A 16,921-nucleotide genomic window follows, 5' to 3' on the forward strand; every position below is an offset into this window, starting at 1 on the left:
TCCGGGGCCGCTCCATCCTTTGGGATGGAGCGGCCTTTTTCCTTTTGGAGCACTTTTGGAGGCAACGGAATCTTCACGCGAGCGCGGCATGCGCTGGTTTTAAGAGCACGTGTTTGCTGATGCCTTGGTTACCGCATGGCATGCGTCTCCTCCCCCCGGCATGAAAAAGGCGGCTCCGTGGTGTACGGAGCCGCCGGGAGGCAGTAATGAACTCAATGATTAATTGTTAGAAGTTCCAGGAGAAGCCCAGCTTGATGGTGTGGTAGCCGGGATCACTGTAGCCCTGAATCTGGTAATATTCATAGCCGATCAGGAAGTCAGCGCTCTTGGAGATGCTGAACTTGAACCCGGCCTGGGCTGCCCAGGAAAACTTGGTGGTGGAGATGGTGTGGGAACGGCTCCCGTCTTCCAGCCCGTGGATGGTGGTTTTAATGTCTCCGTACGTGGCGCCCGCCTTGCCGCCCAGATAGAACATCGTGTAATCGCCGATGGGGAGGTTCAGCGTATAACCGGCCATCATCGGAACGTAGGTGGAGCGGACGCTGGCGGTATAGGGGCCGCTGATGCCCAGGTCATGCACGCTGGGATGGTGGGAGCCTGCCAGAATGCCGCCGTTCAGGGAAATCTGATGAACAATGCTGCCGGTTTCAATGTAATTGAAAATGCTCAGATTGCCGCCGGCCACGTTGGGCATGGCATCCTTGGTGGCGATGCCGTAAGCTCCTTCCAGGGACATGCCGAACTGGCCGTCGTATTTGTCGGCGTGGTAGGCATTGGCGGCGGACACGGAGGCCACAAGGGCCAAACCTAGCAGTATAGTCTTGTTCATATGGGGATAAATGGTGAATTTAACTGTGGTTCATTCTTGGCAGTTTTCTCTTTTGAAGTCAAACATGAAATGTCAAATTTGCATGAAATCCCCGGGCACCGGGAGATGAAGTTGCCAGAACGGGCCCGGTGGGGTACATTCTGCGCCATGGAACAACAAGCGTGTGATTTGCTGGTGACCGCTTCCCGCATGCTGGCGGGCGCGGGGCAGGCCGGCGCCGCCGGAAATGCGGCCGTCGCCGTCCGGGACGGGAAAATTCTGGAAACGGGGAGTGCCGCAGAGCTGGAAGCCCGGTGGAAGCCCACCGCCCGCAGGGACCTGGGAAATGTCCTGCTGATGCCGGGGCTGGTCAATGCCCATACGCACGTTCCGATGACCTTCTTGCGCGGCTTTGCGGATGACCTGCCTCTGATGGAATGGCTGACCGGGCATATTTTCCCTGTGGAAGCCCGCCTGACGGACAGAATCGTCTCCCTGGGGGCGCGGCTGGGCATGTATGAAATGATGCGGACGGGCACGACGGCTTTTGTGGACTCCTATTTGCTGGAAATCAACGTGCTCCGGGAGGCGGAGCGCATGGGAATGCGCTGTGTGGGCGGGGAGGCTCTTTTTGCGTTTCCCTCTCCGGCGTACGGCGGATGGGATGCGGCGGAAGCCCTGTACCGGGAGCAGGCGGCGCGCTTTGCGGGCCGCGGCAGGGTGCAGGTGGCCCTGATGCCGCACAGCGTATACACCACCAGTGACGACGTGCTCCGGCGTTCCATGAAGCTGGCGGAGGAACTGGACCTGATGCTGCATATCCATCTGTCCGAATCCGCCGGAGAAGTGGAGCAGTGCCGCTCCCTGCACGGGGACAGGCGCCCGGTGGCTTATGCCCGGGACATGGGGCTGCTGAATGAACGCACCGTGCTGGCCCACATGGTGGACGTGACGGATGAGGAACTGGAACTGGTAGCCTCTTCCGGAGCGGCAATCGCCCACAACCCGGTCAGCAATTTGAAACTGGCTTCCGGCTTCGCCCGCGTGCGGGACATGGCGCGGGCCGGCATTTCCGTCTCCCTGGGAACGGACGGAGCGTGCAGCAACAACAGCCTGGACATGTTTGAAACGATGAAGCTGGCCGCCCTTCTTGCCAAGGGATGCAGCGGGGACGCTACCGCGGTGCCCGCCACGCAGGCGCTGAACATGGCCACGGCGGAGGGCGCCCGCATCTTCCGGACGCCGGGGCTGGGAACGCTGGCTCCGGGAGCTCCCGCGGACATGATTGCCCTGGACCTGGATGAACCGAACCTCTGCCCGATTTTCAACGAAGCGTCCCATGCCGTTTATGCCGCTTCCGGCAAGGACTGCGTGTTCACCATGGTGGAAGGGAACATCCTGTACGACCGCGGAACCTACACGGACGGCCTGTACGCAGACACCGCCGCGGAAATGCGGGACCTGGTGGAGTGGGTGAAGGGGAAGGAATAAAGACGGAAGACTAAATACAAAAGAGAAAATAGTCTTTAACAGGCATTTCCCCTCTATTTAATCTTTTGTCATTGGGGCGCCGTTCAGGCGGCGCATGCTCATATTCCTTCTTTACCCGCAAGGGGGGATGCCTTTATAGTAATTTCATGCAATATGATCTCATCGTCATTGGTGGAGGCCCTGCCGGCTATGTGGGCGCCATCCGCGCCGCCCAGCTGGGAAAATCCGTGGTGTGCGTGGAACGCGACCGGGTAGGGGGCACCTGTCTGAACTGGGGATGCATCCCCACCAAGGCGCTTCTGAAAAATGCGGAGGCTTACCTGACCGTGACGGCCCGGGCCAAGGAATTCGGCATGACGGTGGAAGGCGTCAGCGTGGACTGGAGCGAGGTGATCGGCCGTTCCCGCAAGGTCAGCGACCGCCTGGCCGGCGGCGTGGGTTTCCTGTTTAAGAAAAACAAGGTGGACTCCGTCACGGGGGAAGCCTCCATCACCGCCCCCGGCAAGGTGGAAGTGAAGGCCGCCGACGGAACGACGAGCGTTCTGGAAGGAAAAAACATCCTGATCAGCACCGGCTGCGTCACCCGCACGGTGCCCAGCCTGCCCCTCAACGGCGCCACCATCATCGGTTCCAAGGAAGCCATGGTGCTGGAAAAGCGGCCTGAAAGCATGATCATCATCGGTTCCGGCGCCATTGGCACGGAATTCGCCTACATTTACAACTCCTTCAGCACCAAGGTAACGCTCATTGAAGCGCTCCCGCGCATGCTTCCCAATGAAGACGACGATTCCTGCCAGACGCTGGAACGCGCGTTCAAGAAGCAGGGCATCAAGGTCATGACGGGAGCCTCCGTGGAATCCGTCACGGAAACCTGCGACGGCAAGGTCAAGGCCAGCGTGAAAAACAGCAAGGGACAGGAAGAGGAAATCACGGCGGACGTCTGCCTGGTGGCCATCGGCGTGAAGCCGGTCGTTCCCGCCGCTCCCGGCCTGGAGCTGACGGAAAAGGGATTCATCAAGGTGAATGACCGCTACGCCACATCCATTCCCGGCGTTTACGCGGCGGGCGACGTGATCGGCGGCGTGCTGCTGGCGCATACGGCCACCTTTGAAGCCGTGCAGGCCGTGGAAGGCATGTTTAATCCGGACTACCAGCCCAGGCAGGTCGGCTTCTTCCCAAGCTGCACGTACTGCTACCCGCAGGTGGCTTCCGTGGGTAAAACGGAACGCGCCCTCAAGGAAGCGGGCGTGGAGTACAAGGTGGGCAAATTCCCCTTCCAGGCCATTGGCAAGGCTGTGGCCGCCGGAGAAACGGACGGCTTCGTGAAAACCCTGTACGGCGCCAAACACGGCGAACTGCTGGGCGCCCACATCGTGGGGCCGGAAGCCACGGAACTGATTGCCACGCTGGGCGTCGGCATTCAGGCGGAACTGACGGACGAGGATATTCACGCCACCATCTTTGCCCATCCCACGCTGTCGGAAGCCATCCATGAATCCATGCTGGCTTCCGAGGGAATCGCCATCCACATGTAACGGTTTTCACGGGAAGAGCCCCGGAACGGGGCTCTTTTTCTCCGTTAAAAAAGATGAACGGTAACCTGCGCTGGAAACAAAGGCTTCAAAACCTGAATAAGGCTTTTTCCCGGTTGCGCCATGCTTGCGCGTTGCCGGAATACAATGAATTGGAAATGGCCGGACTGGTGCAGACTTATGAATTTACGTTTGAGCTGTGCTGGAAAACGTTGAAAGATAAACTGGTCTATGACGGCTACAGCGTTAACAGCCCCCGCGAAGCCATCAGGCAGGCGTTTGGCGCAGGCTTGATAGGCCATATTGATTGCTGGTTTCAGGCGTTGGAAAGCCGCAATTTGTTTGTACATACTTATGATGATTCCAGCGCGGAAGAGGCGGTTTCCCTGATTAAGGGAAAATTCTTTTCCATGCTGGCCCCATGTGTGGAAAATCTGAACATGATGGCGGAGAAAGAGGACTGAACGATGGCCTGACGGCCAAGGTGCGCTCAGGCATCCGGGAAATTCTTTCACAGACTCCGCAGATTAGGAAAGCCGTTTTATTCGGTTCCCGCGCCCTGGGCACGTGGAAGCCTGCGTCCGATATCGATCTTGCCCTGGAGGGCGAGGACCTGGATTTGTCCGTCCTTTTGACTCTCCAAGCGCGTCTCACGGAGTTGAACCTGCCTGTGGAGGTAGACTTGATTATTCGTAACAGAATCACCAATCCTGATTTGGAGCGTCATATCCATGCTTATGGCAAGGAGTGGTTTTCCCGTTCCATGGAATGAAGGGATTTTGATCCCGGAGAACCCCTGTAAAACAGGAAAGACATTCAGTCTTTCCTCTTTAGTATTTAGTCTTTTTCTCCCCGGTCCTCATAGCTCAAACACCGGATTCTCCACGGCGTTTTTCACCGCAATAAGGAACTGCACGGCCTGCTTGCCGTCCACCAGGCGGTGGTCATAGGAAAGGGCCAGGTACATCATGGGCCGGGCGACGATCTGGCCGTCCCGGACCACGGGGCGTTCCTGAATGGCGTGCATGCCCAGAATGCCGCTCTGGGGCGGGTTCAGAATGGGGGTGGAGAGCAGGGAACCGTAGGTTCCCCCGTTGGAGATAGTGAAGCAGCCCCCTTGCAGGTCCTGCATGGACAAGCTTCCGCCGCGCACTTTTTCCGCCAGGGCGGCGAGTTCCAGTTCCAGTTCCGGGAGCGTTTTCCGGTCGCAGTCCCGCAGCACGGGGACCACGAGTCCCTTGTCCGTGCCGATGGCTACGGAAATGTCGTAATACAGGTTTTCCACGATGTCCGTGCCGTCAATTCTGGCGTTGACCTGGGGCACTTCCTGAAGGGCCTTGACCACCGCCTTGATGAAGAAGCTCATGAAACCAAGCTTGGTGCCGTACCGTTCCCGGTACGCCGCATTGAATTGTTTGCGGAGCTCCATCACGGCGGACATGTCGCACTCGTTGAAGGTGGTGAGGATGGCCGCCTGGTGCTGGGCCTCCACCAGCCGGGCCGCGATGGTGCGGCGCAGGGGGCTCATGGGTTTCCTGATGAAACGCGGGGCGGTTTCCTTGTCAGACTTCCCGTTTTTCCCGGCGGGAGGCTGTTCCGGGGCGGACGTTTCCTTTTCCGGCTTTTGTTCCGGGGATTCGGCCGCAGGAGGAGGGGGGGTGGAAGCGGGTTCCTCCCGTGTTCCCGGCGCTGTGGTTTTCTCCGGTTCCGGCGGTACGGGAGCCTCTTCCTTTTCCGGTGCGGCTGCGGTTCCGTCAGCGGAAGAAATGCGGCCCAGAGCCGCGCCGATGGGGGCTTCCGCTCCTTCCGGGACGAGGATTTCCAGCACGCCGCTTTCGTCCGCCTCCAGGTCCGTGGAAACCTTGTCCGTTTCCAGCGTCACCAGGGTGTCGCCTTTGGCTACCGGGTCGCCGGCATTCTTGTGCCACGCGGCTACGGTGGCGGTGGTGATGGATTCTCCGAAGTTGGGGATCAGGATGTCGCTCATGGGAGGAAGATGGGTTCAGGATTGCGCCCGCGGCCCGAAGGCGGTGGCGATGAGTCTTTTTTGCGCGGCGGCGTGCAGGGCCTTGGCGCCCTCCGCAGGGCAGGCCATGGGCGGCCGCCCCGCATAGCGGAAGGAGGTGGCGAAGAGGCGCCCCAGCCTGTTCCGCAGGTGGCCCCAGGCCCCCATGTTGGAGGGTTCCTCCTGGCACCAGACGAAGTCGCGCACCTTCTGGTAGGGGGCCAGCAGGTAGGTGAGCTGTTCCTGGGCCAGCGGGTAGATTTGTTCCAGGCGGATAATGATTGTGTCTGAAATATTCCGTTCCTTCCGGTAGGCGGCCAGGTCATAGTAAACTTTCCCGGTGCAGAAGACGGCGCGCGTTACCTGGTCCGGCGCGGGAGCGTCCGGGTCCGGCAGCACTTCGTGGAAGCGGGAGGGAACCAGGAATTCCCGGTGCGGGGAGACGGCCTCCGGACGGGAGAGCAGGCTTTTGGGCGTGAAGACGATCAGCGGCTTGTGCACGTTCTGGTGCACCTGGCGGCGCAGGGCGTGGAAGTATTGGGCCGGGGTGGTGGGGTTGATGACCTGCATGTTGTCGTCCGCGCAGAGCTGGAGATAGCGTTCCATGCGGGCGCTGGAGTGTTCCGAGCCCGCCCCTTCATAGCCGTGGGGCAGCAGCAGCACAATGCGGTTTTTCTGGTGCCATTTGGCCTCCGCGGCCGCAATGAACTGGTCCACGATGACCTGCGCTCCGTTGGCGAAGTCCCCGAACTGGGCCTCCCACATGACCAGCGCGTCCGGGCTTTCCAGAGCATAGCCGTATTCAAAGCCCAGCACGGAGGCTTCCGACAGGGAGGAGTTGTAAATGCGGAACGCGGTAGTGCCGTGGTTCAGCTTTTCCAGAGGAGTGTACAGGGAGCCATCATTGAAGTCATGCAGGACGGCGTGCCGCTGGGAGAAGGTGCCGCGCTGGCAGTCCTGGCCGGACAGGCGCACGGTGTGGTTTTCCGCGAGCAGGCTGCCCCAGGCCAGGGCTTCCGCCATGGCCCAGTCCAGCAGTCCGCCTTCCCGGAAGGCCTCCCGGCGGCGGGCCAGGAAGCGTTTTTCCAGCGTGGGGTGGGGCGTGAAGCCGTCCGGCAGTTCCGTAAGGATATCTCCGATGCGCTGGAACAGCTCCGGGCTGATTCCCGTCCGTACGCTGGTACGCGGGATGGGCGTTTCATCCGCATCCTGCGCGGTGGCGGGCAGGATGTAGTCCGCGGGGTTTTCCTTCATTTGCAGGTAGGCCTGTTCCATGCCTTCCCAAAGGTCTTTCCGGATGTCCTGCTCCTGCTGTTCTGTCAATTCCCCGCGCTCTCTGAGCGCCGTTCCGTACAGGGCTGCGGCGGTGGGGCGCGCCTCAATCCGCTTGGTCTGCATGGGCGCGGTGAAGGCGGCCTGGTCCGTTTCATTGTGGCCCAGGCGGCGGTAGCAGTACATGTCCAGAATGATGTCCCGCCCGAACTTCTGGCGGAACTGGAGCGCGAATTCCGCCGCCCACACCAGGTCCTCCGGGCTTTCCCCGTTGATGTGCAGGATGGGGGACTGGAGCATCTGCGCCACGTCCGTGGCGTAGCGGGAGGAACGGGCCTCGTCCGGTCCGGTGGTGAAGCCGATCTGGTTGTTGATGATGAGGTGCACGGTGCCTCCCGTGCGGTAGCCTTTCAGCAGGGAAAGATTGAGCACTTCCGCCACGAGCCCTTGTCCTGCGAAGGCGGCGTCCCCGTGGAGGACGAGCGGCAGCACATGCTTGCGTTCCGCGTCTTCCAGGTTGTGCTGCATGGCCCTGGCCCTGCCTTCCACCACGGGATACACGGCTTCCAGATGGCTGGGGTTGGAGGAGAGGCGGACGTGAAGGTCGCGGCCGTCCACATGGCGCGTGGTGGCGTAGCCGAGGTGGTATTTGACGTCGCTCCTGCCAATGGGGGATTCCGGCAGGTAGTCCGGCGTGAATTCTCGGAAGATGGTTTTCAGCGGCTTGTGGAGGATGTTGGCGAGCACGTTCAGCCTCCCGCGGTGGGCCATGCCCATTTCAATGTGGGAGACGCCGGCGGCGGGGCAGCGCTTGACGATGGCGTCCAGCAGGACGATGGCACCCTCCCCCCCTTCCAGGGAGAAGCGTTTTTCCCCAATGAAGCGCTTGCCCAGGAATTCCTCGAACAATTCCGCCTTGCAGAGATGGAAGAAGGCGTCCCGCCGGACCTCCGGGCCGTAGTCCACGCCGTTCGCCCGGAGCTTGATTTTTTCTTCAATCCAGGAGCGGATTTCCAGATTGTCTATGTGGTGGTATTCAAACCCGATGGGGCCGCAATAGATTTTTTGCAGGTGGCTGATGATTTCACGGAGGGTGAACGTGCCGCCGTCCATGAAGGTGCCGATGTTGGCGGGCTGGTCCAGGTCTTCCGGACGGAAGCCCATTTCTTCCAGATTGACCGGGGTGCAGGTCTTGTCCGGAGACGCCAGGGGATTGAAGCGCGCGCACTGGTGGCCCATGACCCGGTAGGCCCGGATGAGCTGGTTGACGCGCCCCCGGCATTCCGCGCTTTCCGGCGGGACGGTGTAGGGGGAGGCGTCCGTGCAGTTCCCTGCGTTTGCTTTTTCCTGCGGAGCGTTGCCGCTCCCCAGTTCATAGCCTTCAAACCAGGCGGCCCAGAGAGGGTCTACGGACAGGGGATCGTTTTTCCATGATTGGTGGAGCGCCATGATTTCCTCAGGCGGGAGTCTGGAGAAGATGGAGGCGTTCATGCCGAAAGATGGGTTGATACGGGGCTATTCCATGTTCACTAATCGCTATTCTCTGCCCGCAGGGCGTCAATAGCTGTGTTCGTTGAGCTGGACCTTCCCGCGGAAGACCCAGTAGATGGCGGCGGAGTAGGCCAGGACGAGCGGCACGCCCAGGATGGCGATGTACGTCATCACGACCAGGCTTTCACGCGTGGAGGAGCCGTTGACGAGCGTCAGGGAGTTCTCCGGGTTGGGCATGGAATAGAGCAGGTTGGGGAACATGGCCGCCCCGAAGAGGGCCATCATGCAGCCCATGGTGGAGCAGGAGGCGACGAAGGCCCAGCCCGGACGGTTCCTGTGGATGAAGATCCAGATGGCGGTGATGGAAATGACCGCCAGCACCGCGATGCCGTAAATCCAGGGGGAGCGGTGCAGGGCCGCCGCTACGTGCGGCACGTACAGCAGGGTGGCCGCTCCGTGAAGGATGATCAGGACGGTGAAGATGATGACGCAGGGCCTGAGCAGTTTTTTGATCTGTTCCTGCAGGCTTCCCTGTGTTTTCATCAGGAGGTAGATGCCTCCGTGCATGGCGAACAGGGCCACCGTCGTCAGCCCCAGAAGAACGGAGTAGGGGTTCAGCAGGCTGAGGAAGGTTCCGGTGAAGTTGCCCTGATCGTCCAGCGGAATGCCCTTGGTGACGTTCCCCATGGCTACGCCGATGAGCAGGGCGGCCAGGAGGCTGCTGATGGAAAAGGTGGTGTCCCACCCCCTGCGCCACCATTTCATGGGCTGCTTGCTCCGGAATTCGATGGAGACGGCGCGGAAGATGAGGGTGAGCAGCAGGAGCATGAAGGCCAGGTAAAACCCGGAGAAGACGGAGGCGTACACGTACGGGAAGGCGGCGAAGAGGGCGCCGCCCCCCGTGATGAGCCAGACTTCGTTTCCGTCCCATACAGGGCCCACGGCGTTTAGCGTGAGCCTTCTGTTTTCATCACCCTTGATGAAAAGCTGAAGGGCTCCGGTGCCCAGGTCAAAGCCGTCCAGAATGGCATATCCGGAGAAGAGCACGCCGACGAGGATGAACCAGATGATTTGCAGGTCTGTAAGAGTAAGATTGTCCAACATGGTTTTAAGAGGGGCTGAAGGTTAGTCTTTGACGAAGGGGACCTGGAGCTTGCCTTCCCCGGTGCCGTCGTCTTCGTTTGCTTCCTGGTCCGGACCCTTGTGGATTTTATGGGTGATCTGATAGAGGAAGAGGGCCAGCAGCAGGGCATAAATGACGAAGAACATGCCCAGGGAGGAAAGGGCTTCCGCCGCGGTGAGGGTGGGGGATACGGCATGTTCCGTTCTCAGGATGCCGTACACGATCCATGGCTGGCGCCCCATTTCCGCCACGGCCCAGCCCACCTGGTTGGCTATTTGGGGGCCCAGCACGGAGAAGACGAAGCACCAGAGCAGCCAGCGCTTCTGGAAGAGCCAGCCTTTTTTCCAGCCCCACAGGCCCACCAGGAACAGGGCCCCCAGGGCGCAGCCGATCAGGATCATGATGTGGAAGGAGTAGAAGACGGGCAGGATGGGGGGGCGTTCGTCCTGCGGGATGTCGTTCATGCCGGTGATGGTCGTATCCAGGTCATGATGGGTCAGGAAGGTGAGCATGTACGGGATGGAGATGCCCGTCACTTCATGGGTGGACGGGTTCATCCAGCCGACGAGGTGGAGGGCCAGCGGAGCGCCGGTTTCCATCACGCCTTCCATGGCGGCGAATTTGGCGGGCTGGTGGATGGAGACTTCACGTGCGCTGGAGTCCCCCGTGATGCCCATGCCCACCACGCCGATGAGGCCGATGACCAGGGCCACCTTGAAGCTTTTTTCAGCTCCTCCGGTGAAGCGTTTTTTCAGGATGTACCAGGCGGAGACGCTGAGGACGAGCGTGGCCCCCGCCAGCCAGCAGCCGGCCAGCGCATGCGTCAGGCGGTCCACGGTGGACGGGTTGAACACCACGTCATAGAAGCTGGTGATATGGGCCTGGATTTTCCCGTTCACTTCCACCAGCTTGTACCCGGCGGGCGTCTGCATCCAGGAGTTCGCCACAATGATCCAGATGGCGCTGAAATGGGCGCCCAGGGCGACCATGCAGGAGGAGAAGAAGTGCATTTTGGGGCCCACCTTGTCCCAGCCGAAGAGCAGGATGGCCAGGAAGCCGGATTCCAGGAAGAAGGCGAAGATGCCTTCCGCCGCCAGAGGGCTGCCGAAGATGTCGCCCACGCAGCGGGAATAGTCAGCCCAGTTGGTGCCGAACTGGAATTCCATCACGATGCCGGAGGCCACGCCCAGGGCGAAGATGATGCCGAATATCTTGGTCCAGAATTTGGCCTGCTTGTGGTAGAGTTCGTTCTTCGTTTTCAGCCAGAGGCCTTCCAGCGCGACCAGAACCACCCCCAGGCCGATGGTCATCGGCGGGAAGATGTAGTGGAACATGATCGTAACGGCGAATTGAAGACGGGATAATAAGACCGGATCGTCCATGATTGCTTGGGGATGAGTGGATGTTTATGGAACAGGAGGCCGGCAGCCAAATACCGGTACCTTCATACTTTATACATCCCAAGAGGACCTTTGTTCAATTATTTTCCTTTTCCCTGAATAACTTTTTTAGATTGTATCTAAAAAAGAACGGTTTAGCACTGAATGAACACGTCCATCCCCTCTTCCGCCAGGGCAAAAAGATCCAGCATGTCGCGGGGGGAAAGGCGGATGCAGCCATGGGAGGCCGGGGCGCCCAGCAGGTCCGTATCATTGGTGCCGTGGATGTAGATGTAGCGGCTCCGCGTGTTGGCGTTGTGCGGTTCCAGGCCGTCCAGCCACAGGATGCGCGTCAGGATAAAGTCCGAATGTTCATCCAGGCTTTCCGGGATGGCGGCGGGGTAGCGGCCTGCCGGAAGGCGTGAGATGAAAATGGTGTCCTCCGGCTCTCCGTCCCCGATTTTTTGGCAGACGCGGAAATGTCCGGTGGGCGTTTTTCCGGAGCCCTCTTCATGGCCCGTGCCAGCTTTTCCGCTGGAAACGGGGCACCGGAGCAGGATGTTTCCGGATTCTTCCAGCACCAGCTCCTGGCGGGACAGGTCAATGCGTATGGAAGGGGCGGCCATGGGGGAGGAAAGAGTTGTCACGCTTGCTGTTCCATCCGGGCGATGATGGCCTGGATGGCGGCTGTCAACTGCCGCGCCACGCTGTTGTAGGCAGCCTGACCGCAGCCGATGGGGTCCGCAATGCTGCGGTTGTCCGTGTAGCAGGTGACCAGCCTGATCTTGTCCGCATGCTCGGGGAAATTGGCAAGCAGGGCGGCCAGGTGGCTCTCCGTCATGGCATAGACGTCCGTGGCGTTTTCCATCAGTTCTTCCGTGACGGGGCGGCTTTCATGGCAGGAGAGGTTGACGCCGTGCGCCTGGAGGATGTGGAGCGTTTCCGGGCTGGCCTCCTGCCCGTGCCATGCGGAAGTTCCCGCGGAACCGGCGCGCCATTCCGGATGATGCGCTGAAAGCTTCCGGAACAGGCCTTCCGCCATGGGGCTGCGGCAGGTGTTGCCGGTGCAGATGAAAAGGATGTGCTTGCGCTGTGTCATGAGTCGGGATGTTCTCTTTTGGAATGGTGGGGGATAGGCACCTCGTTGGGTTCCTGGTACAGGTTGTCCGGGGGGAGCACGTGCCCGGCTCCATTCCCCTCCGGCGGGGGGGCTCCGGCGTCTTCCTCCTCCTCTTCGTCCGCATCGCGGGAGGGGGGGGAAAGCCAGGGGAACAGGCAGCCCGCCAGCACTACGCACAGCACCGCCGCCACGGGCGTCATGACGGGGAACCAGGTGTCATGGACGGAAAACAGGTACCACGCGATGACCGGGGCCGCCAGGATGCAGAGCCCCCAGATGATGAAACGCCCCCGGCGCTGGAAACGGAGGGCCCAGACTGCCAGGAGCAGGACGTCCAGCACGATGACCCACTGCACCCATACGGGGGCTACCGGAATCAGGACGGCCGGGGCCGGAGCCAGCGCCCCCATGAGGGTGCGGATGGTTTGCGCCGCCAGGAGGGCCTGTGCGTCCGGCGTGTCGGAAAGGGCGGACGGTTCGGAAACGAGAACCGCGTCCGCGGAAGAAAGCAGTTTTCTGACGGCGGTGGTATCCGGCGGCCGCAGGCCGGACATGACGGGGACGATCACCTCCTTGGTGTCCAGCATGGTGGGGCTGCTGTGTTCCGCCAGAGGAATGCGGCCGTATTTGTCCAGCGGAACGGAACGCTTGCCGCCCAGGAAAAGGGTGTCGCCCGGAATGATTCTCACGTCGCCGGGTTTCAGGTCCAGCGCGTTCAGGGCGGCGGCCAGCGGAAGGGTGGGGATGATCTCCTCACCCCAGCGGATGAAAAGCGGCGGAGAAACCCTGTTCTCCGGGGAGGGGGAAAACAGTTCGTTGTTTTCCACGACGGTTCCCAGGGCGGGGGCTGCCGTGGTCAGTTGCGGAGCTTCCCCCACCAGCCTGTCCGCGCGCGGGAACAGGTCCGTCTTTCCCACGATGTTGGCAGCGGGAATAACCAGGCCTTTCCAGTCCGGCGGGAGGGGGGCGTGGCGGGAGGACTCGCTCATCTGCCGTCCCAGCGCCTTGTGGCGGAAGCGGTCCAGCTCATACCCCACGGCGGCCTTGACGATGCTGTCCGGCTCTTCCTCCCAGGCCATGGGAGCCATCACGTAAACATTCCTGGCCCCCTGCTCGTACAGGTGGCGGAACAGCACCGTGTAATCCATGGGATTGGGAGGATAGGCGGCAAAGCTGTTCAGGGAGGATTCCCGGTGCAGGGAAACCACGGGAAGCTGGGCCGTCTGCCCCTTGTTGAAATAATCGTAAGGCTGGAGGACGATGCTGCTTTCCGCATTCAGACCTTCCGGGCGCACGGTCCGGTACTCTCCTGCCAGGGAACGTTCCGCCGCCCGCTCATAACAGAAAATGGTGGGCGGAAGAAACACGTACCCCAGAATCCAGCCCAGCCCCAGGGAAATCTGGAACAGGGACAGCACAAGCAGGAATCTGGGGGTCAGCGTCATCAGGAGCAGGGAGAAAGATCATGCTAGCATGGCCGCCAGCGGTTCTGCAAGCGTGGAGCCGGGCAGAAGCTTCCGCAGGTGTTCCAGCCCGGCGGGAATCTGGGCCAGATACCAGGTTTTTCCCTGGTTGTGGCCGATGTTGGCGTAGGCGCCCAGCATCTGCATGAGCCGTTGCAGGGCGCAGGCGCGGAAGATGCGGTCATCCAGGGGTTGCCCTGAAATCTTTTCCCACTCCCTGAGCAATTCCTCCGCCTGCTCCGGTTCCAGACGGGCATAGCCGTCATAAACCAGGGAGGCTAGGTCATACTCCGGGCGTCCGCCGCGCATGCCCTGGAAATCGATCAGCCAGGTCTTACCCGCGTGGATGTGCACGTTCTGGGACTGGCTGTCCCGGTGCACGGGGCATTCCGGAAGGGAGGCCAGGAATTGCGCCAGCTCTTCCAGGGCCGGATGGTTCAGGAAGGAATCCGTTTCCAGCCCCAGGTGGGCCCCCAGCAGGTGTTCCGCAAAATAGGACTGCTCCCAGCGGTACAGGGCTTCGTCAAAGGCGGGCTGGAGGGGGAACTCCTCCGGAAACGGGCAGGAGTGAAGCAGATGGAGCTGCTCCATGGCCCGGATGTAGCGCAGGCGCAGGGAGGGCCAGGACTCTCCCCGGAAGGCCAGCAGGCTGGCGTCTCCCAGGTCTTCCACCAGCGCAGCCCCGCAGCCGGCGCCGAGCGGTTCGTAGTCGTAAATCTCCGGCACGTTCACGCCGTGGGCGTGCAGGTGCCGGTCCGCGGGGATGAAGGAATCATTATCCGCGCGGTCATTGCCCCACCGGATGCCGATGCATGTGCGGGAGCCGAGGCGGATGCGGACGATGGTGCGGCCGGACGCGCCCAAAGCCAAGGTATGGAAATCCTCTTCCCGCGGAACGACGTGGAAACTCCGTTGAACCAGGCTGGACAATTCTTTCATGGAGAGGCGTGGCGGAAGGGCCTTGCGGAAAGGGGGCGGACGGAGGGCAGGGAAATCCTCCCTCCGCCGGAAACGATGAAGGGGATGAAATCAGGAGGGGAACTGGCGGTCTTCCCCGTAGCCGTAATGCTCCACGACGTAATCCACATCCTTGTCTCCGCGGCCGGAGCAGTTGACCAGGATAGCGCCTCCTCTGTTTTCCCGGGCCCACTTCATGGCGTAGGCGATGGCGTGGGAGCTTTCCAGGGCGGGAATAATTCCTTCATAGCGGGAAAGCTTGAAGAAGGCGTCTACGGCTTCCTCATCCGTGGCGGTAACGTAATTCACGCGGCCGATGTCGTGCAGGTAGGCGTGTTCCGGACCCACGGAAGGATAATCCAGCCCGCTGGCCACGGAATGGACCGGTCCCGGATTGCCGTCCTCGTCCTGGAGCATGATGCTCTCGAACCCGTGCAGGACGCCCCTGCTCCCGTAGGAGATGGAGGCGGAATGATCCCCGAGCCTGGGCCCCTTGCCGAGCGGTTCCACGCCGTAAATATCCAGCGGGTCTCCCAGGAAGGCGGTGAACATGCCCATGGAATTGCTGCCGCCGCCCACGCAGGCGCACACCGCGTCCGGAAGAAGCCCCGTCATTTCCATGAACTGCTCCCTGGCTTCCACGCCGATGCACATCTGGAAATCGCGCACCATCTGCGGGAAGGGGTGGGGGCCTACCACGGAACCGATGCAGTAAATGGAATCCTGATAACTGTTCAGGTAGGAATCAAAGGCGGAATCCACGGCTTCCTTCAGGCTCTGGAGGCCGTGCGTGACGGGCACCACCTTGGCGCCCAGGATTTTCATGCGGGTGACGTTGGGGGCCTGCTTGGCAATGTCCACCGCTCCCATGTGAATCTCACACTCCAGGCCGAAGAAGGCGGCAGCCGTAGCCAGGGCCACGCCATGCTGCCCGGCGCCCGTTTCCGCAATGATGCGTTTCTTGCCCATGTATTTGGCGAGAAGGCCTTCACCCATGCAGTGGTTGAGCTTGTGGGCGCCCGTATGGTTCAGGTCTTCCCGTTTCAGGTAAATCTGGGAAGTGCCCAGGTGGCGGGAAAGGCGTTCGCAGTGGTAAACCGGGGTGGGGCGTCCCTGGAACTGCTTGCGGATGCGGCGCAGTTCATTGATGAACTGGGCGGAGTGGGCTATCGTCTGGTAGGCTTCCGTAATTTCTTCAAAGGCGGGAACAAGCTCGTCCGGCAGGTAAACGCCGCCGTATTCGCCAAAACGGCCCTGGGCGTCCGGAAAATTGCGTAAATAGGTATGGAGATCCATGGTCTGTTGCATTCGTGACTGCCAGTATTTAGCACGATGCCCCAGTTCAGGCAAAAACAATCTCCGCAGGAAGCCCTTTTAAAAAAGCGGGGAAGGGAAAAATCATCCGCAGGGGGGAGCGGAACGGACCAGTCCGGAAGGCCGGAAATCGGGATGGGACCGGACAGGGATGCCGGGGATGGCCGGTTCATGGGGAATCTCCGTTTTGAGGCCGTGAAGAACGCGGCCTGCTCCTGCTGCAAGGGAAGGAAGCTCCTCCCTGTTCACCATGCTCCTGAATAAATAGTAAAAAAAGGGCAGGCGTTGCCGGAGATCCGGCTTCCGGACTTTTTTACCCGGAAAGGAACGGAGGGAAGAAGGCCGGAAATCAGGCCAGGCGGCGCTTCCTGATGGATTTTCCGGTATCGGCAAGCGTCTGCCGTGCGTCGGGGTCCGCTCCGGCCATCAGGGCGGCCAGGTCCCGGACGATATTCTGGCGCATGCGGTCCACCAGGTCGCGCCCTTCCTGGGTGATGGCGACCATGATTTTGCGGCGGTCCTTGGCCGCGCTCATGCGTTTCAGATAGCCCATCTCCTGAAGTTTGTCCACCATGCCGGTGGCCGCCGCCGTGGAATGCCCCATCTTCAGGGCAATGCTGGACATGCTCAGGAAGTCCTCGCTGGCCAGGTAGGTCAGCAGGAAAAACTGGGGATAGGAAACCTTGCCCTCATTCAATTCTGAAGAAAGATTCAGAATGCAGGAACGTTGCGTGAACAGGATGAAATCCGCCAGCTTGTTTGCTTCTTCGGAAATGGAGCTCATGGTCGTGGTGAATGTCTGGGGTAGGTTTGGTAACGGTGCCGTCCGGAGGCTTGGCGGCGGTTCAGCCAACCTACCGCCGCCGCCTTCCGCGAGCAAGTCAAAAATATAAATTTTTATTAAAATTTTACATTTGCAGATAATAAGCCTTTTGATGGTATTCCGGATACAATATGTTGAATGTT

The 16,921-nt window shown here is 60.7% G+C and carries 15 protein-coding genes; 4 read left to right on the forward strand and 11 right to left on the reverse strand.

Translation table 11 applies throughout. The features are described from left to right. Window positions 1–226: 226 nt before the first annotated feature. Window positions 227–829, reverse strand: a complete 603-nt coding sequence (locus tag M8N44_RS02595) for a porin family protein (protein ID WP_022396750.1) — start codon at window positions 827–829, stop codon at window positions 227–229. Window positions 830–976: 147 nt separating this feature from the next. Here M8N44_RS02595 and M8N44_RS02600 point away from each other — a divergent pair, with 147 nt between their 5' ends. The 4 genes from M8N44_RS02600 (at window position 977) to M8N44_RS02615 (ending at window position 4,603) form a co-directional block, all read left to right on the forward strand. Further along, window positions 977–2,299 carry an amidohydrolase gene (locus M8N44_RS02600; RefSeq protein WP_180975172.1) on the forward strand — a complete coding sequence of 441 codons (1,323 nt, stop codon included), beginning with the start codon at window positions 977–979 and terminating at the stop codon, window positions 2,297–2,299. Window positions 2,300–2,445: 146 nt separating this feature from the next. Beyond that, a complete protein-coding gene (gene lpdA, locus M8N44_RS02605) occupies window positions 2,446–3,834 on the forward strand; it encodes a dihydrolipoyl dehydrogenase (RefSeq protein WP_102728324.1) in 1,389 nt (462 codons plus the stop codon). A 53-nt stretch (window positions 3,835–3,887) separates the two neighbouring features. Further along, window positions 3,888–4,295, forward strand: coding sequence for a nucleotidyltransferase substrate binding protein (locus tag M8N44_RS02610; RefSeq protein ID WP_102728325.1), 408 nt, complete (start codon window positions 3,888–3,890; stop codon window positions 4,293–4,295). Then, entirely contained in the window at window positions 4,253–4,603 is a 351-nt protein-coding gene (locus M8N44_RS02615; RefSeq protein ID WP_102721801.1) for a nucleotidyltransferase domain-containing protein, read from the forward strand. The genes M8N44_RS02610 and M8N44_RS02615 overlap by 43 nt, the downstream gene beginning before the upstream one ends. An 87-nt stretch (window positions 4,604–4,690) precedes the next feature. On the opposite strand, the gene sucB is transcribed toward M8N44_RS02615, so the two are convergent. The 10 genes from sucB to M8N44_RS02665 all read right to left on the reverse strand — a co-directional run bounded on the left by sucB (window position 4,691) and on the right by M8N44_RS02665 (window position 16,739). After that, complete coding sequence (sucB, locus tag M8N44_RS02620) at window positions 4,691–5,818, reverse strand: dihydrolipoyllysine-residue succinyltransferase (RefSeq protein WP_102728326.1); 1,128 nt, start codon at window positions 5,816–5,818, stop codon at window positions 4,691–4,693. Between the two features lie 15 nt (window positions 5,819–5,833). Beyond that, window positions 5,834–8,599, reverse strand: a complete 2,766-nt coding sequence (locus M8N44_RS02625) for a 2-oxoglutarate dehydrogenase E1 component (RefSeq protein ID WP_102728327.1) — start codon at window positions 8,597–8,599, stop codon at window positions 5,834–5,836. A gap of 66 nt (window positions 8,600–8,665) precedes the next feature. Continuing rightward, a complete protein-coding gene (gene cydB / locus M8N44_RS02630; protein ID WP_102721798.1) occupies window positions 8,666–9,703 on the reverse strand; it encodes a cytochrome d ubiquinol oxidase subunit II in 1,038 nt (345 codons plus the stop codon). 21 nt (window positions 9,704–9,724) lie between these two features. After that, the gene (locus tag M8N44_RS02635; RefSeq protein ID WP_022396758.1) at window positions 9,725–11,104 is read right to left on the reverse strand and encodes a cytochrome ubiquinol oxidase subunit I; all 1,380 of its coding nucleotides are present in this window, start codon (window positions 11,102–11,104) and stop codon (window positions 9,725–9,727) included. Window positions 11,105–11,256: 152 nt separating this feature from the next. Continuing rightward, on the reverse strand, window positions 11,257–11,748 hold the full coding sequence (locus tag M8N44_RS02640; protein ID WP_146021115.1) for a L,D-transpeptidase: 492 nt from the start codon (window positions 11,746–11,748) through the stop codon (window positions 11,257–11,259). After that, window positions 11,745–12,200, reverse strand: coding sequence for a low molecular weight protein arginine phosphatase (locus M8N44_RS02645; RefSeq protein WP_102728328.1), 456 nt, complete (start codon window positions 12,198–12,200; stop codon window positions 11,745–11,747). The genes M8N44_RS02640 and M8N44_RS02645 overlap by 4 nt, the downstream gene beginning before the upstream one ends. Continuing rightward, a complete protein-coding gene (locus M8N44_RS02650) occupies window positions 12,197–13,666 on the reverse strand; it encodes a CHASE2 domain-containing protein (RefSeq protein WP_022396761.1) in 1,470 nt (489 codons plus the stop codon). The genes M8N44_RS02645 and M8N44_RS02650 overlap by 4 nt, the downstream gene beginning before the upstream one ends. An 18-nt stretch (window positions 13,667–13,684) precedes the next feature. Continuing rightward, a complete protein-coding gene (locus M8N44_RS02655) occupies window positions 13,685–14,623 on the reverse strand; it encodes an aminoglycoside phosphotransferase family protein (RefSeq protein ID WP_102728329.1) in 939 nt (312 codons plus the stop codon). Window positions 14,624–14,713: 90 nt separating this feature from the next. Beyond that, entirely contained in the window at window positions 14,714–15,937 is a 1,224-nt protein-coding gene (gene trpB / locus M8N44_RS02660; RefSeq protein WP_102728438.1) for a tryptophan synthase subunit beta, read from the reverse strand. Between the two features lie 367 nt (window positions 15,938–16,304). Further along, entirely contained in the window at window positions 16,305–16,739 is a 435-nt protein-coding gene (locus tag M8N44_RS02665) for a MarR family winged helix-turn-helix transcriptional regulator (protein WP_102721794.1), read from the reverse strand. Window positions 16,740–16,921 lie beyond the last annotated feature (182 nt).

The sequence above is a fragment of the Akkermansia massiliensis genome (assembly GCF_023516715.1).
Classification (GTDB): Bacteria; Verrucomicrobiota; Verrucomicrobiia; order Verrucomicrobiales; family Akkermansiaceae; genus Akkermansia; species Akkermansia massiliensis.